This is a genomic window from Bradyrhizobium arachidis, assembly GCF_024758505.1.
GTDB lineage: Bacteria > Pseudomonadota > Alphaproteobacteria > Rhizobiales > Xanthobacteraceae > Bradyrhizobium > Bradyrhizobium manausense_C.
The window spans coordinates 370,422-392,738 of sequence record NZ_CP077970.1 but is presented as its reverse complement, the minus strand read 5'-3'; the positions used below and the strand labels follow the sequence as shown (position 1 = coordinate 392,738).

General features: G+C 64.8%; 22 protein-coding genes. 15 read left to right on the top strand and 7 right to left on the bottom strand.

From position 1 onward, the window contains the following. Positions 1 to 272 precede the first annotated feature (272 nt). Both KUF59_RS01915 and acnA read right to left on the bottom strand, forming a co-directional pair. Positions 273 to 1,046, bottom strand: a complete 774-nt coding sequence (locus tag KUF59_RS01915; protein ID WP_212456186.1) for a DUF1223 domain-containing protein — start codon at positions 1,044 to 1,046, stop codon at positions 273 to 275. A gap of 369 nt (positions 1,047 to 1,415) precedes the next feature. Beyond that, on the bottom strand, positions 1,416 to 4,136 hold the full coding sequence (acnA, locus tag KUF59_RS01910) for an aconitate hydratase AcnA (protein WP_212456187.1): 2,721 nt from the start codon (positions 4,134 to 4,136) through the stop codon (positions 1,416 to 1,418). A gap of 230 nt (positions 4,137 to 4,366) precedes the next feature. Between acnA and ccmA the strand changes: the two genes are divergently transcribed. The 5 genes from ccmA (at position 4,367) to KUF59_RS01885 (ending at position 7,334) form a co-directional block, all read left to right on the top strand. Continuing rightward, positions 4,367 to 4,969: a heme ABC exporter ATP-binding protein CcmA gene (gene ccmA, locus KUF59_RS01905; protein ID WP_212456188.1), complete on the top strand. Its 603-nt coding sequence runs from the start codon at positions 4,367 to 4,369 to the stop codon at positions 4,967 to 4,969. Positions 4,970 to 5,021: 52 nt separating this feature from the next. Further along, positions 5,022 to 5,690: a heme exporter protein CcmB gene (gene ccmB, locus KUF59_RS01900; RefSeq protein ID WP_212456189.1), complete on the top strand. Its 669-nt coding sequence runs from the start codon at positions 5,022 to 5,024 to the stop codon at positions 5,688 to 5,690. 77 nt (positions 5,691 to 5,767) lie between these two features. Next, the gene (locus KUF59_RS01895) at positions 5,768 to 6,559 is read left to right on the top strand and encodes a heme ABC transporter permease (RefSeq protein ID WP_212456190.1); all 792 of its coding nucleotides are present in this window, start codon (positions 5,768 to 5,770) and stop codon (positions 6,557 to 6,559) included. Next, positions 6,556 to 6,741, top strand: a complete 186-nt coding sequence (gene ccmD, locus KUF59_RS01890) for a heme exporter protein CcmD (RefSeq protein WP_212456191.1) — start codon at positions 6,556 to 6,558, stop codon at positions 6,739 to 6,741. Before KUF59_RS01895 ends, ccmD begins: the two co-directional genes overlap by 4 nt. Next, positions 6,738 to 7,334: a DsbE family thiol:disulfide interchange protein gene (locus tag KUF59_RS01885; RefSeq protein ID WP_212456192.1), complete on the top strand. Its 597-nt coding sequence runs from the start codon at positions 6,738 to 6,740 to the stop codon at positions 7,332 to 7,334. The genes ccmD and KUF59_RS01885 overlap by 4 nt, the downstream gene beginning before the upstream one ends. Before the next feature lie 157 nt (positions 7,335 to 7,491). Here the strand turns inward: KUF59_RS01885 and KUF59_RS01880 are convergent, their stop codons facing one another. Both KUF59_RS01880 and ftsY read right to left on the bottom strand, forming a co-directional pair. Continuing rightward, positions 7,492 to 8,094: a septation protein A gene (locus KUF59_RS01880; RefSeq protein WP_212456193.1), complete on the bottom strand. Its 603-nt coding sequence runs from the start codon at positions 8,092 to 8,094 to the stop codon at positions 7,492 to 7,494. A 13-nt stretch (positions 8,095 to 8,107) separates the two neighbouring features. Further along, on the bottom strand, positions 8,108 to 9,055 hold the full coding sequence (gene ftsY / locus KUF59_RS01875) for a signal recognition particle-docking protein FtsY (protein ID WP_212456194.1): 948 nt from the start codon (positions 9,053 to 9,055) through the stop codon (positions 8,108 to 8,110). A gap of 57 nt (positions 9,056 to 9,112) precedes the next feature. Here ftsY and KUF59_RS01870 point away from each other — a divergent pair, with 57 nt between their 5' ends. After that, complete coding sequence (locus KUF59_RS01870; protein WP_212456195.1) at positions 9,113 to 9,814, top strand: RluA family pseudouridine synthase; 702 nt, start codon at positions 9,113 to 9,115, stop codon at positions 9,812 to 9,814. Positions 9,815 to 9,929: 115 nt separating this feature from the next. After that, a complete protein-coding gene (locus KUF59_RS01865; protein ID WP_212456197.1) occupies positions 9,930 to 11,039 on the top strand; it encodes a DUF2336 domain-containing protein in 1,110 nt (369 codons plus the stop codon). Between the two features lie 137 nt (positions 11,040 to 11,176). Here the strand turns inward: KUF59_RS01865 and mtaB are convergent, their stop codons facing one another. Both mtaB and dapF read right to left on the bottom strand, forming a co-directional pair. After that, positions 11,177 to 12,430 carry a tRNA (N(6)-L-threonylcarbamoyladenosine(37)-C(2))-methylthiotransferase MtaB gene (gene mtaB, locus KUF59_RS01860; RefSeq protein WP_212456198.1) on the bottom strand — a complete coding sequence of 418 codons (1,254 nt, stop codon included), beginning with the start codon at positions 12,428 to 12,430 and terminating at the stop codon, positions 11,177 to 11,179. Further along, entirely contained in the window at positions 12,430 to 13,305 is an 876-nt protein-coding gene (gene dapF / locus KUF59_RS01855) for a diaminopimelate epimerase (RefSeq protein WP_212456199.1), read from the bottom strand. Before dapF ends, mtaB begins: the two co-directional genes overlap by 1 nt. A gap of 211 nt (positions 13,306 to 13,516) precedes the next feature. Here dapF and KUF59_RS01850 point away from each other — a divergent pair, with 211 nt between their 5' ends. Then, on the top strand, positions 13,517 to 14,317 hold the full coding sequence (locus tag KUF59_RS01850) for a GyrI-like domain-containing protein (RefSeq protein WP_212456200.1): 801 nt from the start codon (positions 13,517 to 13,519) through the stop codon (positions 14,315 to 14,317). 11 nt (positions 14,318 to 14,328) lie between these two features. After that, positions 14,329 to 15,048, top strand: coding sequence for an SIMPL domain-containing protein (locus KUF59_RS01845; RefSeq protein WP_212456201.1), 720 nt, complete (start codon positions 14,329 to 14,331; stop codon positions 15,046 to 15,048). Positions 15,049 to 15,267: 219 nt separating this feature from the next. Here the strand turns inward: KUF59_RS01845 and KUF59_RS01840 are convergent, their stop codons facing one another. Further along, positions 15,268 to 16,332, bottom strand: a complete 1,065-nt coding sequence (locus tag KUF59_RS01840; protein ID WP_212456202.1) for an MBL fold metallo-hydrolase — start codon at positions 16,330 to 16,332, stop codon at positions 15,268 to 15,270. A 318-nt stretch (positions 16,333 to 16,650) separates the two neighbouring features. On the opposite strand from KUF59_RS01840, the gene ffh reads away from it, so the two are divergent. From ffh to leuC, 6 genes are all read left to right on the top strand, one after another. Further along, positions 16,651 to 18,201, top strand: a complete 1,551-nt coding sequence (ffh, locus tag KUF59_RS01835) for a signal recognition particle protein (protein WP_212456203.1) — start codon at positions 16,651 to 16,653, stop codon at positions 18,199 to 18,201. Between the two features lie 86 nt (positions 18,202 to 18,287). Then, on the top strand, positions 18,288 to 18,620 hold the full coding sequence (gene rpsP, locus KUF59_RS01830) for a 30S ribosomal protein S16 (RefSeq protein WP_212456204.1): 333 nt from the start codon (positions 18,288 to 18,290) through the stop codon (positions 18,618 to 18,620). Positions 18,621 to 18,629: 9 nt separating this feature from the next. After that, positions 18,630 to 19,196, top strand: a complete 567-nt coding sequence (rimM, locus tag KUF59_RS01825; protein ID WP_212456541.1) for a ribosome maturation factor RimM — start codon at positions 18,630 to 18,632, stop codon at positions 19,194 to 19,196. A 126-nt stretch (positions 19,197 to 19,322) separates the two neighbouring features. Next, positions 19,323 to 20,093, top strand: a complete 771-nt coding sequence (trmD, locus tag KUF59_RS01820; protein ID WP_212456205.1) for a tRNA (guanosine(37)-N1)-methyltransferase TrmD — start codon at positions 19,323 to 19,325, stop codon at positions 20,091 to 20,093. Between the two features lie 110 nt (positions 20,094 to 20,203). Continuing rightward, positions 20,204 to 20,584, top strand: coding sequence for a 50S ribosomal protein L19 (gene rplS, locus KUF59_RS01815; protein WP_212456206.1), 381 nt, complete (start codon positions 20,204 to 20,206; stop codon positions 20,582 to 20,584). A gap of 324 nt (positions 20,585 to 20,908) precedes the next feature. Continuing rightward, on the top strand, positions 20,909 to 22,315 hold the full coding sequence (gene leuC / locus KUF59_RS01810) for a 3-isopropylmalate dehydratase large subunit (protein WP_212456207.1): 1,407 nt from the start codon (positions 20,909 to 20,911) through the stop codon (positions 22,313 to 22,315). The last annotated feature ends 2 nt before the right edge of the window (positions 22,316 to 22,317 follow it).

Here is a 22,317-nt window from a genome sequence, read left to right as displayed (position 1 = left end):
ACCGGCAAGCGACATACCGTCACGGGATCGTTAGCAGGAATCACAGTCCCGCCTCTTTTCCGCCTAGGGCCTGCCGCCCTGCATTGCGAAAAGATTCGTGTGCGTTGGCCCGGTCCTTTCGGTTCCGGATTCCTCAGCCCCCAGCCCCCCGGGGTCGTCAGGATCGGGCCTGTTCGCACGAGAGAGGGCCAACGCAAGTTGGTCCTTTTTGTTTGTGTCGGGATGTTTCTCGACGCGTCATTGCGCAGTTGCGCAATGCGGAATGACGAACGTCAGTGCAGCGACGTATACGCCGCGCCGAGCATCGGGCCGGGCTTCTCGCGCGTACCATCCTGGACGTAGACCACCGCGCCGTCGACGCCCTCGCGCGTCAGATTCTCCAGCGGCACGGTCCAGCTCTCGGGGTTGCCGGTCCAGTCGCCGACCTTCAGGAGATTGCGCACCACATTGTGGTAGGTGATCTGCTGTCCGCGGTTTTCGCCGCGCGCGATCGAGATCGGCACTGCCTTGGTGATGGAGCAGATCCAGACCTCGCCATGCGATCCTGCCGGCAGCTTGCCGGCGGCGACCGAAACGTTGAGCTGGCGGCCCGCGAGCGACATGGTCACCGGTACGCTCATCACGGACTCACTGTTGGCAGTCTTGCCGATCGCGCTCTCGATGCCGGCACGATCGCTGCCGATGACATGCGCGGAGCCGTTGACGACGACCTGCGGCGTGTAGACATCGCGATCGCCGCGCATCCGCGAATAGGCGCGCTGGCGCGCCGAAAAGCGCGAGTCGGCCAGCGTGTCCTTCCAGCCGAGATAATCCCAGTAATCGATCGGCATGCTCAGCGCGATGATCGAGGGATCGTTGGCGAGCTCGCCGATGATCTTGTCGGCGGGCGGACAGGACGAGCAGCCCTGCGAGGTGAAGAGCTCGACCACGGCGCGCGGATCGGCATCGGCGGGCCTGACAACGGCGATGATGGCGCAGACGCCCAGTGCACCCGACCAAAGGGCCCCGGACCAACGCGAGAGACGAGAAGCCATCATTGTTGCCATGTTGAACGCCGCATACCGTAGCTCATGTAAGGGATTTTATGCCGGATTGGTCACCGTAGTCTTACGGACAGAGTCCTTGCGGACATGTCCTGCTGGCACTCTGCGCACACGGCACGATTGACCGTCCGGACCGGCATTTTCGCCGACCGGGCCTGTTCGGATCGCACCGCGAAACGCGAGAAGGCGGCCTTTTGATAGGCCGCCTTCCCGGGAGTCGCCACTCACTTCGCAGTGAGCCACCGTTCACAAATACGCGTGCTAAAGCGCGATGAATCGTCATCGCGCTTTAGGCTGTTGTTTGAGCATGATCTTTTCGGAAAACCGCTACGCACTTTGCGCTAACGCGGCCCTCCGGGTCCGGATCATGCTCTACGCCGCGAGTTTGCGCAGCACGTAGTGCAGGATGCCGCCGTTGCGGTAGTAGTCGAGCTCGTCCAGCGTATCGATGCGGCAGAGCAGCGAAACGCGCTGCAGCGAGCCGTCGCCGGAGACGATCTCCGCAGTCAGCTTCTGGCGCGGCTTGAGATCGCCGACCAGACCCCGCAGCGTGACCTTCTCGTCGCCCTTGAGGCCCAGCGACTGCCAGGAGGTGCCTTCCTCGAAGGTCAGCGGCAGCACGCCCATGCCGACCAGGTTCGAGCGATGGATGCGCTCGAAGCTCTGGCAGACCACAGCGCGCACGCCGAGCAGGCGCGTGCCCTTGGCAGCCCAGTCGCGCGAGGAGCCGTTGCCGTATTCGGCACCGGCGAACACCACCAGCGGCACCTGCTCCTGCTGGTACTTCATCGCGGCGTCGTAGATCGACATCTGCTCGCCGTCGGGCCAGTGTTTTGTGAGACCGCCCTCAGGGATATTTCCATCCGCGCCCTTGAGCATAAAATTCTTGATGCGGATGTTGGCGAAGGTGCCGCGCATCATGACTTCATGGTTGCCGCGGCGCGTGCCGTACTGGTTGAAATCGGCGGGGCGCACCTGGTGCTCGCTGAGATACTTGCCCGCGGGCGAGGTGAGCTTGATCGAGCCTGCCGGCGAGATGTGGTCGGTGGTGATCTTGTCGCCGAACATCGCGAGGATGCGCGCCTCGACGATATCGGTGACCGGCTCCGGCTCCTTCTTCATGCCGTCGAAATAGGGCGGGTTCTGCACATAGGTCGAAGACATGTTCCAGCGATAGGTCTCGCTCTCGACCGTCTTGATCTTGCGCCAGTTGGTGTCGCCCTTGAACACGTCGGCATACTTCTTCTTGAAGATCGACGCGGTCACGAATTTCTTCATGAAGGCGTTGATCTCCTTCGTCGTCGGCCAGATGTCCTTGAGGTATACCGGCTTGCCGTCCTTGCCCTCGCCGAGCGGCTCGGTGGCGAGGTTCTTGGTCACGCTGCCCGCGAGCGCGTGCGCGACGACCAGCGGCGGCGACGCCAGATAGTTCGCCTGCACGTCCGGCGAGACGCGGCCTTCGAAGTTGCGGTTACCCGAGAGCACGGCAGCGGCGACGATACCGTTGTCGTTGATCGACTTCGAAATCTCTTCCGGCAGCGGACCGGAATTGCCGATGCAGGTGGTGCAGCCGAAGCCGACCAGGTTGAAACCGACCTTGTCGAGATCGGCCTGGAGGCCGGAATCGGAGAGATAGCCCGCGACCACCTGGCTGCCCGGGGCAAGCGAGGTCTTGACCCACGGCTTTGCCTTCAGGCCCCTTGCGGCGGCGTTGCGCGCGAGCAGGCCGGCGCCGATCAGCACGCTGGGGTTCGAGGTGTTGGTGCAGGAGGTAATCGCGGCGATCACAACGTCGCCATGGCCGAGGTCAAAATTCTTGCCTTCGACGCCAAAGCGCTTCGCCGGCTCTTCGGCCTTCTTGTACTCATTGCTGAGCGCGAGCGAAAAGCCTTCGGACACTGCGGGCAGCGCGATGCGGCCTTCGGGACGCTTCGGACCGGCCATCGACGGAACGACGTCGGCAAGGTCGAGCGTCAGCGTTTCCGTGAACACCGGATCGGCCGACTTGGCGGTGCGGAACAGGCCTTGCGCCTTGGCATAGGCCTGCACCAGCGCGACGCGCGGTGCGGCGCGGCCGGAGGTCTTGAGGTAATCGATCGCGGCGGCATCGACCGGGAAGAAGCCGCAGGTCGCGCCATATTCGGGCGCCATGTTGGCGATCGTCGCCTTGTCGGCGACGGAGAGATTGTCGAGGCCGGGGCCGAAGAACTCGACGAACTTGCCGACCACGCCGAGCTTGCGCAGCATCTGCGTCACGGTCAGCACGAGGTCGGTGGCGGTGACGCCTTCCTTCATCGCACCCTTGAGCTTGAAGCCGACGACGTTGGGCAGCAGCATCGACAGCGGCTGGCCGAGCATGCAGGCTTCCGCCTCGATGCCGCCGACGCCCCAGCCGAGCACGGCGAGACCGTTGACCATGGTGGTGTGGGAGTCGGTGCCGACCAGCGAGTCGGGATAGGCGACCTCGAAGGTGCCGGTCTTCTTGCCGACCGTCATCTTCTCCTTCTTGGTCCACACCGTCTGGGAGAGATATTCGAGATTGACCTGGTGGCAGATGCCGGTGCCGGGCGGCACGACGGAGAAGTTCGAGAACGCCTTCTGGCCCCACTTCAGGAACTCGTAGCGCTCCTGGTTCTGCTTGTATTCCTCGGTGACGTTCTTGGCGAAAGCCTTGTTGTCGCCGAAGAAGTTCACGATCACAGAGTGGTCGATGACGAGATCGACCGGCACCAGCGGGTTGATCTTGTCAGGCTCGCCGCCGAGCTTCTGCATCGCGTTGCGCATCGCCGCGAGGTCGACCACCGCGGGCACGCCGGTGAAGTCCTGCATCAGCACGCGGGCGGGACGGAAGGCGATCTCATGCTCGAGCGATTTTTTGCGCAGCCACTTCGATACGGCGACGATGTCTTCCTTCTTGACCGAGCGGCCGTCCTCGTTGCGCAGCAAATTCTCCAGCAGCACCTTCATCGAATAGGGAAGCTTGGAAATTCCCTTCAGACCATTCTTCTCGGCCGTGGGCAGGCTGTAATAGACATAGGTCTTGGCGCCGACCTTGAGGGTCTTTTTGCATTTGAAGCTGTCGAGCGAGGTCATGTAGGAAATCCCAATTGTTAGTTATACCCGGCAAGGGTATTTTAACACCGTCAGCGAATCCGGCTGGGTCGCTTGCAGGGGCAGGTTGAGTGTGCTGCATCAAGTAGTTCCGGGCTTATAGAAGCTTTCTAACCGCCCCGCCACACCGACAATCGTGCTGCAGCAATTGGCGAGCCCATAATTCTGATGCGCTACCCCCAGCTTTCCTAAGGGCACCGAAAAGAGACGCCATGCAGCTTTCTGGAAGCGCGATCCGATGCGTGCGGGGCGGCCGCGAGGTCTTTGCCGGCCTCGATTTTCACGCGGTCGCCGGCGAGGCGCTGGCGGTGGTCGGCCGCAACGGATCGGGCAAAACCTCGCTGCTGCGGCTGATCGCGGGGCTGCTGGTGCCGGCCGGCGGCTCGATTGCGCTTAGCGGCGGCGATGCCGAGTTGACGCTGCCCGAGCAATGTCACTATCTCGGCCATCGCGACGCCCTGAAGCCGGCGCTCAGCGTTACCGAAAACCTGTCGTTCTGGGCCGATTTCCTCGGCGGGGAGCGCTGTAACGCCACCGAGAGCCTTGCCACCGTCGGCCTCGACCATGCCACCGATCTGCCGGCCGCGTTCCTGTCGGCCGGCCAGCGCCGCCGGCTGTCGCTCGCCCGCCTGCTGACCGTCCGCCGCCCGGTCTGGCTGCTGGACGAGCCGACCACGGCGCTGGATACCGCCGGCCAGGACATGTTTTGCGGCCTGATGGGCGATCACCTCGCCCGCGGCGGCCTGATTGTGGCCGCCACGCATGCGCCGCTGGGCATCGAATCGCGGGAGTTGCGGATCGGGGGTGTGGCGTGAGGAGCGGCTACCCTCAGCTTTTCAACGGCCCTCGGCAGGCGCGAGGTGCGGCATGACCGCCCTCTCCGCACTGATTCGCCGGGACATAAGGATTGCGCTCAGGGTCGGCGGCGGGGCGTTGATCGGGGTGCTGTTCTTTCTGACGGTCGTGGTGCTGATGCCGTTCGCGGTGGGGCCGGATCTGGCGCTGCTGTCGCGGCTGGGGCCGGCGATCCTCTGGCTCGGCGCGCTGCTGGCGAGCCTTTTGACGCTCGACCGGCTGTTCATGGCCGACCATGACGACGGCTCGCTCGACCTGATCACCATGAGCCGGACGCCGCTGGAACTCGCCTGCGCGGCAAAGGCGCTGGCGCATTGGATCGCCAGCGGCCTGCCGCTGATTGTCGCAACCCCCGTGCTGGGGCTCTTGCTCAACCTCGACATGGTTGCAACCGGTGCGGTGGCGCTGACGCTGCTGGCGGGCACGCCGGCGCTGACCTTCACCGGTATGATCGGCGCCGCGCTGGCGGTGACGCTGCATCGCGGCGGCCTGCTGATGGCCGTGCTCGTGCTGCCGCTGTCGATTCCGGTGCTGATTTTCGGCGTTGCGGCCTCGCAAGCCGTGATCGTCGGTCCCATGACGTTCGGCGCGCCGTTCTCGATCCTCTGCGCGCTGTCGCTGGTCAGCCTCGTCATCGGACCATTTGCGGCCGCCGCCAGCCTCCGACACGGGTTGGACTGAACCTTGACCCCGATCAACTTTAGACAACTTCTTTTGTGCTGATTGCCTCCCGTCACCCCCGCGATTATCAGGATGCCATGACGCTGATCGACCTCGCCAATCCCACGCGGTTCCTCGCGCTGACAGCGCGCCTGCTGCCGTGGCTTGCCGGCGCGACCGTCATTCTGCTCGCGCTCGGCCTCTACCAGGCGTCGCTCGCGCCCGACGACTATCAGCAGGGCGCGACCGTGAAGATCATGTTCATTCACGTGCCAAATGCCTGGCTGTCGATGTTCGTCTGGGGCGTGATGAGCATCGCTTCGCTGGGCACGCTGGTGTGGCGCCATCCGCTCGCCGACGTCGCGGCAAAGGCCGCCGCCCCGATCGGCGCCGCCTTCACCTTCCTCGCGCTACTCACCGGCTCGCTCTGGGGCCGGCCGATGTGGGGCACCTATTGGGAATGGGATGCGCGGCTCACCTCCGTGCTGATCCTGTTCCTGATGTATCTCGGCCTGATGGCGCTGTGGCGCGCGGTCGACGATCCCTCGCGCGCGGCGCGCGCCGCCGCAGTGCTGACGCTGGTCGGCGCGATCAACCTGCCGATCATCAAATTCTCGGTCGACTGGTGGAACACGCTGCACCAACCGGCCTCGGTGATGCGCATGGGCGGCTCGACGCTCGACAAATCGTTTCTGATTCCGCTGCTGGTGATGGCGATCGCGTTCACGCTGTTGTTTCTCACGCTGCATCTGGCGGCGATGCGCAACGAGATCTTGCGCCGCCGCGTCCGCTCCCTGCAGATGATGCAGGCAAGCCGCGTAGCGTTTTCGAGCGAAGTGGGCACCGGCTCGCGTCAAGAAAACGCGTCAAAAGAAGTTGGGGCCGCATGACGATGTCGCTCGGTCCCTACGCTTCCTTCATCGTCACGTCGTATCTCGCGGCCGCGATCGTGGTGATCATCCTGATCGCCTGGGTCATCATCGACTATCGCAGCCAGACGCAGCGGCTGCGCGCGCTGGAGGAGAGTGGCATTGTCAGACGTTCCGGCCGCAGCGCGACGGATATGCGATGAGCGAGCCATCGACCTCGACAAATTCGCCGCCGCGCCGCACCTTCCTGGTGGCACTGCCGCTGATCGCATTCCTCGCCCTCGCGGCGCTGTTCTGGTTTCGCCTCGGCAGCGGCGATCCCTCGAAGATTCCCTCCGCGCTGATCGGGCGGCCCGCGCCGCAAACCACACTGCCCCCGCTCGAAGGGCTGCAGAACAACGGCGCGCAGGTGCCGGGACTCGATCCGGCCGCGTTCAAGGGCAAGGTCAGCCTGGTCAACGTCTGGGCATCCTGGTGCGTGCCCTGTCATGACGAGGCCCCGCTGCTCACCGAGCTCGCCAAGGACAAGCGTTTTCAGCTCGTCGGCATCAACTACAAGGATGCCGTCGACAACGCGCGGCGCTTCCTGGGGCGCTACGGCAATCCCTTCGGCAGCGTCGGCGCCGATCCCAACGGCCGCGCCTCGATCGAATGGGGCGTCTACGGCGTGCCGGAGACCTTTGTCGTGGGACGCGAGGGCACCATCGTCTACAAGCTGGTCGGCCCGATCACGCCGGCGAATCTCAGTGGCGTGCTGATGCCGGAGCTGGAGAAGGCGTTGAAGGCGGGAAGCTGAGCGCCGTCGCGTGCCACGCACTCAACTGTCATCGCCCGACTTGATCGGGCGATCCAGTATTCCAGAGGCGGCAGTCGTATACGGAGAAGCCGCGGCGTACTGGATGCCCCGGTCAAGCCGGGGCATGACAGCGGTATGTGTGGCGAGCCGCTTCGCTTCAGCCCTTCCTCACATCCCCAGCCTCGGCCTCGCTGGTCTCCAGCGACACCGGCGCGAGGTGGTAGCGTTTCGTCAGCGGCATCTGCGCGATGGCGAAGACCATGGTCAGCGGCGTCACGCCAAAGACCTTGAAGTTGACCCAGAAATCCGTGCTCTGGGTGCGCCAGACGATCTCGTTGAGGATCGCCAGGCCGAAGAAGAACAGCGCCCAGCGCAGTGTCAGGATGCGCCAGCCCTGCGAGGTCAGGTTGAACACCTGGTCGAACATGACGGCGATGAAGGAGCGGCCGAACAACAGCCCGCCGCCGAGGATCGCCGCGAACAGGCCATAGATGATGGTCGGCTTGACCTTGATGAAGGTCTCGTCGTGCAGCACCAGCGTCAGCGTGCCGAACACCAGCACGATCACGCCGGTGACGATCGCCATGATCGGGATATGGCGCGTCACCACATAGGACGCGATCATCGCGATCACGATCGCGACCATGAAGGCGCCGGTCGCCGCGAACAGGTTGAACTTCGAATTCACGAAGAAGAACACGAGCAGCGGACCGAGCTCGGTCGCGAGCTTGAACAGCGGATGTGGCTGGGTCTTGTCCATCAGCTCTCGATCCCTAGCTTTCGATTCCGGCAATGGCGCGGGCAAAATCGCGCGCGGTGAAGGGGGCGAGATCGTCGACGCCTTCGCCGACGCCGATGAAGTGCACCGGCAGTTTGAACTTTTCGGCCAACGCCACCAGAATGCCGCCGCGCGCGGTGCCGTCGAGCTTTGTCATCACGAGACCGGTCACTCCGGCGGTGCGATGGAACGCCTCGACCTGCGACAGCGCATTCTGGCCGACGGTGGCATCCAGCACCAGCAGCACCGCATGCGGCGCCGAGGCATCGACCTTGCGGATCACGCGCACGACCTTTTCGAGCTCGTTCATCAGCTCGGCCTTGTTCTGGAGACGGCCCGCGGTGTCGATCAGGAGCACGTCCATTTTCTGCTCGGTCGCCGCCGTCAGCGCGCTGAAAGCGAGGCTCGCTGAATCGGAGCCCTGCGCGCCCGCAATCACCGGCACCTTGGTGCGGTCGCCCCAGACCTTCAACTGCTCGATCGCGGCGGCGCGAAAGGTGTCGCCGGCGGCCAGCATCACCTTGCGGCCCTCGGCCGAGAACTTTGCCGCGAGCTTGCCGATGGTCGTGGTCTTGCCGGAACCGTTGACGCCGACGACGAGAACGACAAAGGGCTTTTTGCCCGCATCGATCTCCAGGGGCCGCGCAACCGGCGAGAGCACCTTTTCGACTTCGGTCGCGACGACGTCCTTCACCTCGTCCGCCGAGATCGCCTTGTCATAGCGGCCGGTACCGACGGCATCAGCTATCCTGACCGCGACCTCGGTGCCGAGATCGGCGCGCAGCAAAACATCCTCGATGTCATCGAGCATGGCGCGGTCGAGCTTGCGCTTGGTGACGAGGTCGGCGACCGCGGTGCCGAGCGAGGACGAGGTGCGCTTCAGCCCGTTGGAGAGGCGGCGCCACCAGCTCAGTTTGGGGGTGTCGGAGGTGGTATCGTTCATGGGGGCGTGTTAGCCGTTCCGGCCCGCAAACGAAAGTCTTGACCGAAAGCCTTGCAATTGCTCGATGTTCCCGAACTGACCGCCGATGAGATCCTGGCGCGCGTGCTCCATCGCGACGGATTGATGCTGGTCATCGACAAGCCGGCCGGGCTCCCCGTGCATCGCGGCCCCAAGGGCGGCGCCAATCTGGAATCCTCCTTCGACGCCCTCCGCTTCGGCCTGCCGCGGCCGCCGGTGCTGGCCCACCGGCTGGACAAGGACACCTCCGGCTGCCTCGTGCTTGGCCGCCATCGCAAGGCGACCGCCTCGCTCGGGCTGCTGTTCAAGCACGGCAAGATCGGCAAGACCTACTGGACCGTGGTCGAGGGCGGTCCCGCCGAGGACGAAGGCACGATCGACCTGCCGCTCGGCCGCCTCAATGCCGAGCGCGGCTGGTGGCAGAAGCCGGACCCGGAAGGGCAGAAGGCCGTCACCAACTGGAAAGTGATGGGCCGGGGCGAAGGTTTCACCTGGCTCGCGATGGAACCGGTTACCGGCCGCACCCATCAACTGCGCGTGCATACGGCCGCCCAGGGCTGGCCGATCTACGGCGACAACATCTACGGCAACGGTCCGCGCTTCGGCGAACCGCGGCTGCACCTGCATTCCCGCGAGATCGTGGTGCCGATCTCCAGGAACAAGGAACCTGTGCGCGTTGTGGCTCCCGCGCCAGCGCATATGCAGGAGCGGCTCAGAGCCTGTGGCTGGAACGGCGAATAGCGGCCTGTCGCCTTGCTCCGGACGGCATGCTTAACGAACCCTTCAGCGGTTATCTCTAAAGATATCGGTTGCTTAGAAAAAGCATTTTGATCCCGCTCAGGACGAGCAACGCGCTATGCCGCAGGCCCAGCAATCGATCATCGACGAGGTCGACGCGGCCATCCGTCTCGGCTCGCCCGAGAAGCGCATTGAAACGGCGCAGCGCGTCACCGACCTATTCCTGTCGTCGGCCGGCAGCTTCAATGACGAGCAGATCGAGCTGTTCGACGACGTGCTCGAGCGGCTGATCAAGACCATCGAGCTACGGGCGATCGCCGACATGGGCGCGCGCTTTGCGCTGGCCGAGATCAGCGCCCAGCTCGCGCCGATTGCGCAGGCGCCGCCTTCCGTCATCCGCCACCTCGCCCGTCACGACGAGATCAGGATCGCCGGCCCAGTTCTGCAGGAATCGCCGCGTCTCGGCGAGGACGAGTTGCTCGAGATCGCGACGACCAAGAGCGAGCAGCATCTGCTCGCGATCTCCGGCCGCTGGTGGCTGAAGGAAGTCGTGACCGATGCGCTGCTGGCGCGCCGCTATCCGAGCGTCAGCCGAAAGATCGCCGCCAATCCCGGCGCGCGGTTCTCGCTCAGGGGATTTGCGACCATCGTCGGCCAGGCCGAGAGCGATCCCGAGTTGACCGTGCAGGTGGGCGTGCGCATCGACCTGCCCGCGGATATGCGCCGGCAATTGCTACGCTCCGCGACCGACGCCGTCCGCACGCGCCTGTTGTCGCGCGCACCACCGCATCTGTTCGAGGAGATCCAGAACGCAATCGCCGCCGTTGCCGCGGGCGCCGACCGCGACATGTCTGCTATCCGCGACTTCGTCGGCGCCAAGCGCGCGATCGACAAGCTCAAGGAGGCCGGCCAACTCTCTGAGGCGACGCTCCGCGGGTTTGCCGTGCAGCGCCGCTACGAAGAGGCCGTGGCTGCATTGGCGGTGCTGGCCGGCACCACCGTCGAGGTCATCCGCCCGCTGATGCAGAGCCTGCGCGACGATGGCCTGCTCGTGCCCTGCCGTGCCGCGCAATTGAGCTGGGAAACCACCAGCGCCATGCTGGAATGCCGCTACGCCACCGGCGCAATGCGCCCCGCCGACCTTGCGAAAGCGCAAAACCATTTTGCCAGGATGACGCCGGAGAACGCGAAGCGGACGCTGCGGTTCTGGCAGGTGCGGGCGTCGTAATCGTACGCAAGCTTTCACCAAGCGCAGGCTGTCATCACCCGCGAAAGCGGGTGATCCAGTATTCCAGAGACAGTCAGAGGATACGGAGAAGCCGCGGCGTACTGGGTCGCCCGGTCAAGCCGGGCGACGACAGCGGATTATGTGGTTAGCCGCTCGCCATTCTCACCTGCGATCTTGAGCGACACCACACTCCCAATGAGCCGACCCGCAATCGCCACCGGCAAGTAATGCTCCGTCCGCCCCTGGCTGTCGCTTTCGATCAGCACTTCGCGTGTCTCGCCCACTTCAGCCTGCAGCCGCCGCCGCAACGCCGCTTGGCCCGCGGTACGGAGCCGCTTCGCGCGCTCCTTGATCGCGGCGCCGGCGACCTGCGGCATTCGTGCGGCCGGCGTGCCCGGGCGCGGCGAATAGGGGAAGACGTGGAGGAAGGTGAGATCGCATTCCTCGACCAGATCGAGCGAACGCGAAAACATCTCCTCGGTCTCGGTTGGAAAGCCCGCGATGATGTCGGCGCCGAGCGCGATGTCCGGCCGCAGCCTGCGCACCTGCGCGCAGAACGCAATTGCATCGTCGCGCAAATGCCGCCGCTTCATGCGTTTCAGGATCATGTCGTCGCCCGACTGCAGCGACAGATGCAGATGCGGCATCAGCCGTGCATCGTCGGCGATGGCATCGAGCAGGTCGGAATCGGCTTCGATCGAATCGATCGAGGAGATGCGCAGGCGCTTCAGTTCCGGCACATGCCGCAAAATCTGCTTGGTCAGCATGCCGAGCTTCGGCGTGCCCGGAAGATCGGCGCCATAGCTCGTCAGGTCAACGCCGGTCAGCACGATCTCAGCATGGCCGCGCTGGGTGAGCGCGCGCACCTGCTCCACGACAGCGCCCATCGGCACCGAGCGCGAATTGCCGCGGCCGTAGGGAATGATGCAGAAGGTGCAGCGATGGTCGCAGCCGTTCTGCACCTGGACGAAGACGCGCGGCAGGCCGGCGGCAAAGCCGTCGATGAGATGCGGCGCCATCTCCCTGACCGCCATGATGTCGCTGACCGCGATCTTTTCAGCTATGCCGAGATCGAACGCGGCACGCGCCGCGCGCCAGGATGCGCCCTTCATCTTGTCGTCATTGCCGACGACGCGATCAACTTCGGCCATATCGGCGAACATGCGACCTTGCGTCTGCGCCGCGCAGCCGGTGACGACGATGCGCGAAGTTGGCCGCTCGCGCTTCAGTTTGCGGATCGACTGCCGCGCCTGCGCTACCGCCTCATTGGTGACGGCACAGCTATTGATGACGATGGTGTCTGAGAGCCCTGCGCCTTCCGCCTCGCGGCGGACCACTTCGGCCTCGAAAGCGTTGAGGCGGCAGCCGAAGGTTAGGACGTCGACGGCCATCAGGCGACCGGCGCGAACAGCGCCGGATCGAAATTGCCCTCAAACTCGAAGGTCGCCGTGCCCGTCATCAGAACGTGATCGTCGCGCTCGCGCCATTCAATGCCGAGCTTGCCGCCGGGCAGCGCGATCTCGACGTTGCGATTGGCGCGCTTCAGCCGCGCGGCCGCCACGGCCGTGGCGCAGGCCGCCGAGCCGCAGGCCCGGGTCAGGCCGGCCCCGCGCTCCCAGGTGCGGATCGTGATGTGATCGCGATCGACGATATGGGCGAGCGTGATGTTGGCGCGCTCCGGGAAGACCGGATGATTTTCCAGCAGCGGACCAATACGCCCGAGGTCGTAGGCGTTGACGTCGTCGACCCAGAAGATCGCGTGCGGATTGCCCATGCTGACAGCCGAGGGCGAATGCAGGATCGGCTTGTCGATCGGCCCGATCTGCAATTCGATGTAGCGGGTGTCGCGAAACTCTTCCGCCAGCGGAATGTCCTGCCAGCCGAATTTTGGCGCGCCCATGTCGACGGTGTAGAGGTTCGGCGCCGGACCCTGCCAGCAGTTGAGCAGGCCCGCTGCGGTCTCGAACGTCGCCGTGGTCTGCCCGGTCTTCTCGAAAATCCGCCGCACCACGCAGCGCATGCCGTTGCCGCAAGCGCCGGCTTCCGAGCCGTCATTGTTGTAGATGCGGATGAAGGCTTCGGTGCCGTCGAGCCGCGGCTTCTGCAGGACCATGAGCTGGTCGTAGGGCACGCCGCCATTGGCGGAGGCCACCGCGCGGGCGTCATCCGGCGTAACGCGGCCGACGGAATCGCGCATGTCGACAACGACGATCTCGTTGCCGATGCCGTTCATCTTGGCAAATGCGTGGTTGGCCAGCGCGCTCATGAAATATCCTGAATTTCGCCTGCCTTATATGGCGATCATTGGCGGCTTGACCAGTGATTTGGTGCGCCTGGCCGTGACGCATCTGCCATGACGCATCTGTCATGGGACGTATTCGGCTGTTGCGTGTTAGAACGGCGGCGTTTCGCGCGAACCGGGACGCGCCGGGTTGGCCTTGAACTTGGCCCTGGATGTGGCCTTGGAGACAATGAGAATGAACCGCCCTTTCCTCTTCCGCCTCGCTTTGGCCGCGCTGATCCCGGCAGCAGCCATTTCGGTCAGCAATTTTGGCGCTTTGGCGCAGTCAGCCAGTCCGAGCCCGGCCCCGGCGGCCTCCGCCAGCCCCGCGCCGGCACCATCGGCGTCCCCAGCCCCGGCCGCGAGCGCGTCACCCACCGCCGAGCCTGCGCCGGCCGCCAGCGCATCGCCCGCGGCAACGCCAAGCCCGGCCACAAGCCCGACCCCGGCAGCCAGTGCCTCGCCCTCACCGAGCCCAACCGCTCCGCCGGCGGCCAGCACCACCCCGTCGCCGTCAGACGTTCCGGTCAAGACCGCCGATCCCTTCGGCGAGGAATTCTCGCTGGAGCCGAAAAAGGTCGTGATGGTCAAAGGCACCGCGAACTGGGACTCGGCCTTCGACACGCTGATCGATGCGTTCAAGGCGCTGAACACGGTGCTCACCAAGCAGGGCATCAAGCCGAACGGCAACATGATGATCGTCTACACCTCGACCGACGACACCGGCTTCACCTTCCTCGCCGAAATCCCGGTCGACCAGGACCCGAAGAATCTCGCCAAGGACATGAGCGTAGGCAAATCGCCGGAGGGCAAGGCGCTGAAATTCGTCCATCGCGGCTCCTACGACAACATGGACAACACCTATGAGGCGATCACCAATCACCTCGACGACAAGAGGCTCGAAGCCAAGGACACGTTCATCGAGGAGTACCTCACCGATCCCCTGAAGACGGCGGAGGACAAGCTCGTGATCAACGTCTACGTGCCGCTGAAGTAAGTGCCCTGGAAATGAGACCGATGAAGAGCCCCATCACCATCGCCAGCATCTTCGCCGCCGCGCTCGCGGCAACGCCTGCACTTGCCGATGATTTTCCGTCCGCGATCTCTGTGAGCGGCGAAGCGACCGTTTCCGCCGCCCCGGATCTTGCGCATATCGATGCCGGCGTGGCGACGGATGCGAAGACCGCGAAAGAGGCGTCCGACGCCAACAACGCGGCGATGGGCAAGGTGCTGCTTGCGCTGAAAGGCGCGGGGATCGACGAGAAGGACTATCAGACCTCGCGGCTGTCGCTGCAGCCGCAATATGCCACCTCGTCCAAAGTGTCCGAGACGCAGCGCGGCATCGTCAGCTTCCGCGCCAGCAACCGCGTCACGGTGAGAATCCGCGACGTGACCAAGGTCGCCAGCGTGATCGACACGCTGGTCACATCAGGTGCCAACGACGTCGGCAACATCTCCTTCGAGGTGACCCAGGCCTCAAAGCTGCTCGACGGCGCCCGTGAGCAGGCGCTCGCGGACGCGCGCCGCAAGGCCGAGATTTATGCCAAGGCCGCCGGTGTGACACTGGGTGTACCGCTCGCGATTACGGAAGGCGGCGCGCCGGTCCCGATGTTCAAGGCTCGGATGGCCCCCGCCCCGATGGCCGCAGCTCCCGTACCGATCGCGACCGGTGAGGAGACGCTGTCGGTGACGGTGAGTGTGAGCTGGGCGATCAAGAAGGAGCCGTAAGAGGCAGGCTCGCGCAACGCACACCACTGTCGTCCTGGCGAACGCCAGGACCCATAACCCCAGTGAGTGGTTTGGCGAAGACTCGAGGTTACCGGCTCGCGCCGCAACTTTTCCCTGGGGTTATGGGTTCCGGATCTGCGCTCCGCTCTGGACAACGCTACGCGTTGCCAGGAGCACGCTTGTCCGGAACGACGGCGGAATTTCTTTCACCAGCGAGAATCAAACCTCCACCACCTGCCCCGGCTTCAGTGCCACAAACCGCTCCGGCGGAACGTCTGCCCCCTTCAACGCCTCCGCGAGCGCCTGCACCGGTGCATCAATCGCTTCGTCGGTAAGCTGGAACGTGCCGTGATGATGCGCGAGCGCGGTTTGCGCGCCGCAGTCGGCCAGCGCCTTCACTGCATCTTCAGGGTTCATGTGCTGGTCGCGCATGAACCAGCGCGGCTCATAGGCGCCGATCGGCAGGATCGCGAGCCGCAGGGGACCATGAGCTTCGGCGACGCGGCGAAAATGCTTGCCCTCGCCATAGCCGGAATCGCAGACGATGTAGATTTTTCCCGCAGGCGTCTCCAGCACGAAACTTGCCCATAACGCCTTGTTGCGATCGAACAGACCGCGCGCCGACCAGTGCCGCGTCGCCACCAGCGTGACGGCAACGCCGTTGCCGAGCTCGACGCGGTCGTTCCAGTCAAAACCTTCCGCTCTGATCGCGGAGTCATTCTCGCGCATCGTGACGTCATTGCCGAGCGGCGTGATCACGCGCGGCGAGAAGCTCGCAGTGAGTTTCGACAGCGTTGCGATGTCGAGATGATCGTAATGGCCGTGCGACACCAGCACGACGTCGATGTCAGGCAGCTTGTCGAAGGCAATGCCGGGATCGTTGTGCCTCTTGGGGCCGGCAAAGCCGATCGGCGAAACGCGCTCCGACCAGACGGGATCGATGAGGATGTTGAGACCAGCGGTCTGGATCAGCCAGCTCGCATGGCCCACGAAGGACAGCCGCACCTTGTCGCCCGCAACGCGCGGCGGCGGCGTATCGGCGTGGGGGCTCGGCGCCCAGTCGGGCCAGGCCGCGCGCTTGCGCCCGCCGCCGAACTGCCAGCGCAGGACTTCGCCGAGCGATTTCGGCGGCGCCCCGTCGGGATCGAAGAAATGCAGCCCGTCAAAATGGTCGGAGACCGGTCCGTCGTAGGTTTTCATGTAGGTCATCCAGAGAGACGGCACGCCGATCGCGGCGGCGAGGCCGGCAAATGATCCAAGGAAGCGGCGGCGGGTGATGGGCACGAACGGGCTTTTAGGGCGTGGGTGGACGGTAGGACATCACCGGCTATATGGGCGGCGCCGGCCAAATTGGAACACGGCGCAAGAACCGGAATATTTTCAGTACCTTGCCTTAACGGGCGGGCTCGCAGCGCCTAACTTTCCTTGACTTTTGCCCCCCGGCGGCGTTTAAGGCGCGGACTTTCTCGGAAAGGCTTTCTTTTCGACCCGCCGCCTGGCCCCGGAGGCCAGAGGTCAACGCCCGACAGCGCTGTGCGCCCTCGGGCGCAAAGGTGTTTGGAAGATCGCATTTCTCAGCGAGCAAGACAAAGGACGACTTCATTGTTCGACAATCTGTCGGAAAGGCTTGGCGGCATCCTCGATCGTCTGACGGGGCGCGGTGCGCTGACCGAAAAGGACGTCGACGCCGCGATGCGCGAGGTGCGCCGCGCGCTGCTGGAGGCTGACGTCGCGCTCGAAGTGGTGCGCAGCTTCACCGAGCGCGTCCGCGAGCAGGCGATCGGTGCCACCGTCGTCAAGTCGGTGACCCCCGGCCAGATGGTGGTCAAGATCGTCCATGACGAGCTGGTCAATACGCTCGGCTCGGACGGACAGACCATCGACGTTCATGCGGTGCCGCCGGTGCCGATCATGATGGTCGGTCTGCAGGGCTCCGGCAAAACCACCACCACCGCCAAGCTCGCCCGCCGCCTCGTCCAGCGCGACAAGCACAAGGTGCTGATGGCCTCGCTCGACGTCTACCGTCCGGCGGCGATGGAGCAGCTGGCCGTGCTCGGCCGCGACCTCGACATTCCGACCCTGCCGATCGTTCAGGGCCAGCAGCCGCCGCAGATCGCGAAGCGCGCGCTAGAGGCCGGCAAGCTCGGCGGCTACGACATCGTGCTGCTCGACACCGCCGGCCGCACCACGCTCGACGAGGAGATGATGGCGGAGGCCGCGGCGATCAAATCCGCAGCCAATCCGCACGAAGTGCTGCTGGTCGCCGACTCTCTGACAGGTCAGGACGCCGTCAACCTCGCCCGCGCCTTCGACCAGCGTGTGGGGCTCACCGGCATCGTGCTGACGCGTGTCGACGGCGACGGCCGCGGCGGCGCTGCACTGTCGATGCGCGCGGTCACCGGCAAGCCGATCAAGCTGATCGGCACCGGTGAAAAGACCGACGCGCTGGAAGATTTCCACCCCTCACGTATCGCCGGCCGCATCCTCGGCATGGGCGACGTGGTGTCGCTGGTCGAAAAAGCTGCCGCCAATATCGACGCCGAGAAGGCCGCGCGTGTTGCCGAGCGCATGCGCAAGGGTCAGTTCGACCTCAACGACATGCGCGAGCAATTGCAGCAGATGGCGAGCATGGGCGGCATCGGCGGCCTGATGGGCATGATGCCCGGCATCGCCAAGATGAAGAACCAGATCGCAGCCGCCGGGATCGACGACAAGATCCTGAAGCGCCAGGTCGCGATCATCGATTCCATGACGCGCGACGAGCGCCGTCATCCCGACGTCCTCAAGGCCAGCCGCAAGAAGCGCATTGCCGCCGGCAGCGGCCAGAGCGTCGAGCAGGTCAACAAGCTCCTGAAGATGCACCGGAACATGGCCGACGTGATGAAGGCCATGGGCTCGGGCAAGCGCGGCCCGCTCGCCGGCATCGCCCAGGCGATGGGCTTTGGCGGCGGCATGAAGATGCCTTCGCCGGAAGAGATGAAGGCGATGCAGGAGAAGATGCAGAGCGGCGGTGGCGGACAGGGTCTGCCGAACCTGCCGAAGGATCTGCCGCCCGGCCTTCGCTCAGGCCTACCGAATTTGCCGGGGCTTACGGGCCTCAGCGGCAAGCCGACCCTTCCGGGCCTCGGCGGTTTTCCCGGCAAGAAGAAATGACGAATTCGTCGCACGGGATCTCAACCGGTCTCGCGCAACGCGGAATACCAATCAACCGAACAAACTGTACTTTGAAGGAGAACTAGATGTCCGTCGTTATCCGCCTCGCGCGCGCAGGCACCAAGAAGCGTCCCGTCTATCACGTCGTCGTCGCCGACTCGCGCTTCCCCCGCGACGGCCGCTTCATCGAGCGCCTCGGCTATTTCAACCCGCTGCTGCCGAAGGACAACGAGTCCCGCCTCAAGCTCGACATGGACAAGGTGAAGTCCTGGCTCGCCAAGGGCGCGCAGCCGTCGGACCGTGTGATGCGTTTCCTCGACGCTGCCGGCGTCAAGAAGCGCGAAGCGCGCAGCAACCCGCAGAAGGCCGTGCCGCGCAAGGAGCGCAAGGCGCAGGCCGAAGCCGCCGCCAAGGCGTAAGGCTTGGACATGCCGGCGCTGGTCTGCGTCGCGCGGATCGGCGCCGCGCATGGTGTGCGCGGCGCGGTCAAACTGTGGACTTTCACCGAAGATCCCTTTGCCGTCCGCCGCTATGGTCCGCTGCTGTCCAAGGACGGCAAGCGCCAGTTCGAAATCGCGCAAATGCGCGAGGCCAAAGACCATCTGGTCGCAACGTTCAAGGGCGTTGCGACCCGCGATGAGGCCGAACGCCTCAACGGCATCGAGCTCTATGTCGCGCGCGAAAAACTTCCCGCGACCGACGACGACGAATATTACCACACCGACCTGATCGGACTCGCCGCCGTCACCACGGCAGGCGAGCCGCTCGGCCGCGTGCTCGCGATCCATAATTTCGGCGCCGGCGACATCATCGAAATCGCGCCACTGAGGGGCACCACCATGCTGCTGCCGTTCACCAACGCCGTCGTGCCCGAGGTCGATCTCACGGGAGGCCGTGTCGTGATCGCGCTGCCGCAGGAGATCGAAGGCGAGGATCCCTCCCCGAGTCGTCCCGGCCTAGTGCGCAAAGAGCGCACGGGGGGCCGGGACCCATAACCACAGGCCGTGGTTTTTGGCTAAGTTGATTGCACCAGCCATCGCAAATCGGACTGCGGTGGTTATGGGTCCCGGATCGGCGCTTCGCTCCGCTCGCTTGTCCGGGACGACGAGAATTGGGAAGCGATGACCAACCCAACACGCATCTGGCGCGCGACCGTGCTGACGCTATTCCCGGAGATGTTTCCGGGGCCGCTCGGCGTGAGCCTCGCCGGCCGGGCGCTCGCGTCAGGGCTGTGGGAATTGGAGGCGCGGGACATCCGGGCCTCTGCCACCGACCGCCATCGCAGCGTCGACGACACCCCGGCCGGCGGCGGGCCCGGCATGGTGCTGCGGGCGGACGTTCTGGCCGCCGCGATCGACGCCGCCGGGATAGGCCCGGATCGGCCAAAACTCCTGATGAGCCCGCGGGGTCGGCCATTGACCCAGGCTCGCGTCGTGGAACTCGCAGAGGGCCCCGGCCCCCTGATCGTCTGCGGCCGCTTCGAAGGCGTGGACCAGCGGGTGATCGACGGGCGGGGGCTGGAGGAGGTTTCGATCGGCGATTACGTGCTGTCCGGCGGCGAAATCGCGGCCCTGGCGCTTATCGACGCCTGCGTCCGGCTGCTGCCGGGGGTCATGGGCAAGGAGGCCTCGGGCACCGAGGAAAGCTTTTCCGAGGGCCTTCTGGAGTACCCCCAATACACCCGCCCGCAGCTTTTCGAGGGGGTCCCGATCCCAGAGATCCTGACCTCCGGCGACCATGCCAAGGTTGCGGCCTGGCGGCGGGCGGAATCCGAGGCCCTGACAGCCGCCCGGCGACCGGATTTGTGGGCCCGAATCCCGAGCAAAGTCCCGAGCGATGTGCCAAAACGGCGCGCCCGCCAAAAAGCGCCAAAAAACACGACAGACGGGTGACAAACGCTCCGGCTTGCCTTATAGGAGCGGCCAAATCCGCAATGGCTGGATAGACGAATTTTGCGCAGCCCCCGTTTCTCAAGGCTGGGCGCGCCGATGGAGATTTACCCATGAACCTGATCAAGCAGCTCGAAAAAGAGCAATTCGACAAGCTGTCCGCCGGCAAGGACATTCCGGAATTCGCCCCCGGCGACACCCTGATCGTCAACGTGAAGGTGGTCGAAGGCGACCGCACCCGCGTGCAGGCCTATGAAGGCGTCTGCATCGGCCGTTCCGGCGGTGGCCTCAACGAGAGCTTCACGGTGCGCAAGATCTCCTACGGCGAGGGCGTGGAGCGCGTGTTCCCGGTGATGTCACCGATGATCGACTCGATCAAGGTGGTGCGTCGCGGCAAGGTGCGTCGCGCCAAGCTCTATTACCTCCGCAATCTCCGCGGCAAGTCGGCGCGTATCGTCGAGAAGCAGGACCGCGCGGCCGCCGCCAACGAGTAAGCTCTGCCACCAGGCAAGTTTCCAAAAGCGCGGGGCTTGGCTCCGCGCTTTTTTGTTGCGTGGCAGGTACGCGTCAAAGCCCTCGCGCTTCCAAATCTCCCTGCTATATATTCCTGGAATGTTTCCAGATCCGACCAGCATCGCACCCAAGCGCATCGTCATCGACGATCGCTCGCGGCTGCCCGGCCGGTTCTTCGGACGCTTTGCGACCTCGGCAACGTCAGAGCTTAGCCGCGCAGCCTGATGCTGCTGCGCTGACGATTTCTCTGCCGCGCGCGCAAAGCCGCGCTCTACCGCTATCAAACATTGCTGGAGCTGACGCTCATGTCCAAGCCGACCACGCTGTACGACAAGATCTGGAACGACCATCTGGTGCACGAAGCCGAGGACGGCACCTGCCTGCTCTACATCGACCGCCATCTGGTCCATGAAGTGACCTCGCCGCAGGCGTTCGAAGGCCTGCGCGCCTCGGGCCGCAAGGTGCACGCGCCGGAGAAGACGCTCGCCGTCGTCGACCACAACATCCCGACCACAGACCGCTCGAAGCCGAACCCGGATCCGGAGAGCATCGAGCAGATGCGCGTGATGGCCGAGAACGCCAAGGAATTCGGCATCGAATATTACAACGAGTTCGACAAGCGCCAGGGCATCGTCCACGTCATCGGCCCCGAGCAGGGCTTTACGCTGCCCGGCACCACCATCGTCTGCGGTGACAGCCACACCTCGACGCATGGCGCGTTCGGCGCGCTCGCGCACGGCATCGGCACGTCCGAGGTCGAGCACGTGCTGGCGACGCAGACGCTGATCCAGAAGAAGGCCAAGAACATGCGCGCGATCGTCGACGGCAAATTGCCTGATGGCGTGACCGGCAAGGACATCATCCTGGCCATCATCGGCGAGATCGGCACCGCCGGCGGCACCGGCTACGTGCTGGAATATGCCGGCGAGGCGATCCGCTCGCTGACGATGGAAGGCCGCATGACGGTCTGCAACATGTCGATCGAGGGCGGCGCGCGCGCCGGCCTCGTTGCGCCCGACCAGAAGGCGTTCGACTTCCTGCGCGATCGTCCGAAGTCGCCGAAGGGCGCAGCCTGGGATGAAGCGATGCGCTACTGGGAGAAACTGCGTTCCGACGACGGCGCGCATTTCGACCACGAGATCCGCCTGGATGCGGCAAAGCTGCCGCCGATCGTGACCTGGGGCACTTCGCCTGAGGACGTCATCTCCGTGACCGGCTTCGTGCCCGACCCTGACAAGATCGCGGACGAGGCCAAGCGTCTCTCAAAGCATCGCGCGCTGAAATATATGGGCCTGACGGCGGGCACCAAGATCACCGACATCAAGCTCGATCGCGTCTTCATCGGCTCCTGCACCAACGGCCGCATCGAGGATTTGCGCGCCGCGGCCAAGATCGCCGAAGGCAAGCAGGTCTCGGCGCATGTCAACGCCATGGTCGTGCCGGGCTCCGGCATCGTGAAGGAGCAGGCGGAAGCCGAGGGCCTCGACAAGATCTTCGTCAAGGCCGGCTTCGAATGGCGCGAGCCGGGCTGCTCGATGTGCCTCGCCATGAACCCCGACAAGCTCAAGCCGGAAGAGCGCTGCGCCTCGACCTCGAACCGCAACTTCGAGGGCCGCCAAGGTTTTAAGGGCCGCACGCATCTGGTGTCGCCGGCAATGGCGGCAGCGGCGGCGATCGCGGGGCACTTTGTCGACGTGCGGGAGTGGCGCTGAGC

Coding starts and splice junctions, on each gene's coding strand:
- ftsY (WP_212456194.1), bottom strand. CDS start 9,055: ATGAACGATACCACCTCCGACACCCCCAAACTGAGCTGGTGGCGCCGC.
- KUF59_RS01850 (WP_212456200.1), top strand. CDS start 13,517: ATGAACCGCCCTTTCCTCTTCCGCCTCGCTTTGGCCGCGCTGATCCCG.
- KUF59_RS01885 (WP_212456192.1), top strand. CDS start 6,738: ATGAGCGAGCCATCGACCTCGACAAATTCGCCGCCGCGCCGCACCTTC.
- dapF (WP_212456199.1), bottom strand. CDS start 13,305: ATGAGCGCGCTGGCCAACCACGCATTTGCCAAGATGAACGGCATCGGC.
- trmD (WP_212456205.1), top strand. CDS start 19,323: ATGACCAACCCAACACGCATCTGGCGCGCGACCGTGCTGACGCTATTC.
- KUF59_RS01895 (WP_212456190.1), top strand. CDS start 5,768: ATGACGCTGATCGACCTCGCCAATCCCACGCGGTTCCTCGCGCTGACA.
- mtaB (WP_212456198.1), bottom strand. CDS start 12,430: ATGGCCGTCGACGTCCTAACCTTCGGCTGCCGCCTCAACGCTTTCGAG.
- KUF59_RS01880 (WP_212456193.1), bottom strand. CDS start 8,094: ATGGACAAGACCCAGCCACATCCGCTGTTCAAGCTCGCGACCGAGCTC.
- leuC (WP_212456207.1), top strand. CDS start 20,909: ATGTCCAAGCCGACCACGCTGTACGACAAGATCTGGAACGACCATCTG.
- rplS (WP_212456206.1), top strand. CDS start 20,204: ATGAACCTGATCAAGCAGCTCGAAAAAGAGCAATTCGACAAGCTGTCC.
- ccmD (WP_212456191.1), top strand. CDS start 6,556: ATGACGATGTCGCTCGGTCCCTACGCTTCCTTCATCGTCACGTCGTAT.
- rpsP (WP_212456204.1), top strand. CDS start 18,288: ATGTCCGTCGTTATCCGCCTCGCGCGCGCAGGCACCAAGAAGCGTCCC.
- KUF59_RS01865 (WP_212456197.1), top strand. CDS start 9,930: ATGCCGCAGGCCCAGCAATCGATCATCGACGAGGTCGACGCGGCCATC.
- KUF59_RS01915 (WP_212456186.1), bottom strand. CDS start 1,046: ATGGCAACAATGATGGCTTCTCGTCTCTCGCGTTGGTCCGGGGCCCTT.
- ccmA (WP_212456188.1), top strand. CDS start 4,367: ATGCAGCTTTCTGGAAGCGCGATCCGATGCGTGCGGGGCGGCCGCGAG.
- rimM (WP_212456541.1), top strand. CDS start 18,630: ATGCCGGCGCTGGTCTGCGTCGCGCGGATCGGCGCCGCGCATGGTGTG.
- ccmB (WP_212456189.1), top strand. CDS start 5,022: ATGACCGCCCTCTCCGCACTGATTCGCCGGGACATAAGGATTGCGCTC.
- acnA (WP_212456187.1), bottom strand. CDS start 4,136: ATGACCTCGCTCGACAGCTTCAAATGCAAAAAGACCCTCAAGGTCGGC.
- KUF59_RS01845 (WP_212456201.1), top strand. CDS start 14,329: ATGAGACCGATGAAGAGCCCCATCACCATCGCCAGCATCTTCGCCGCC.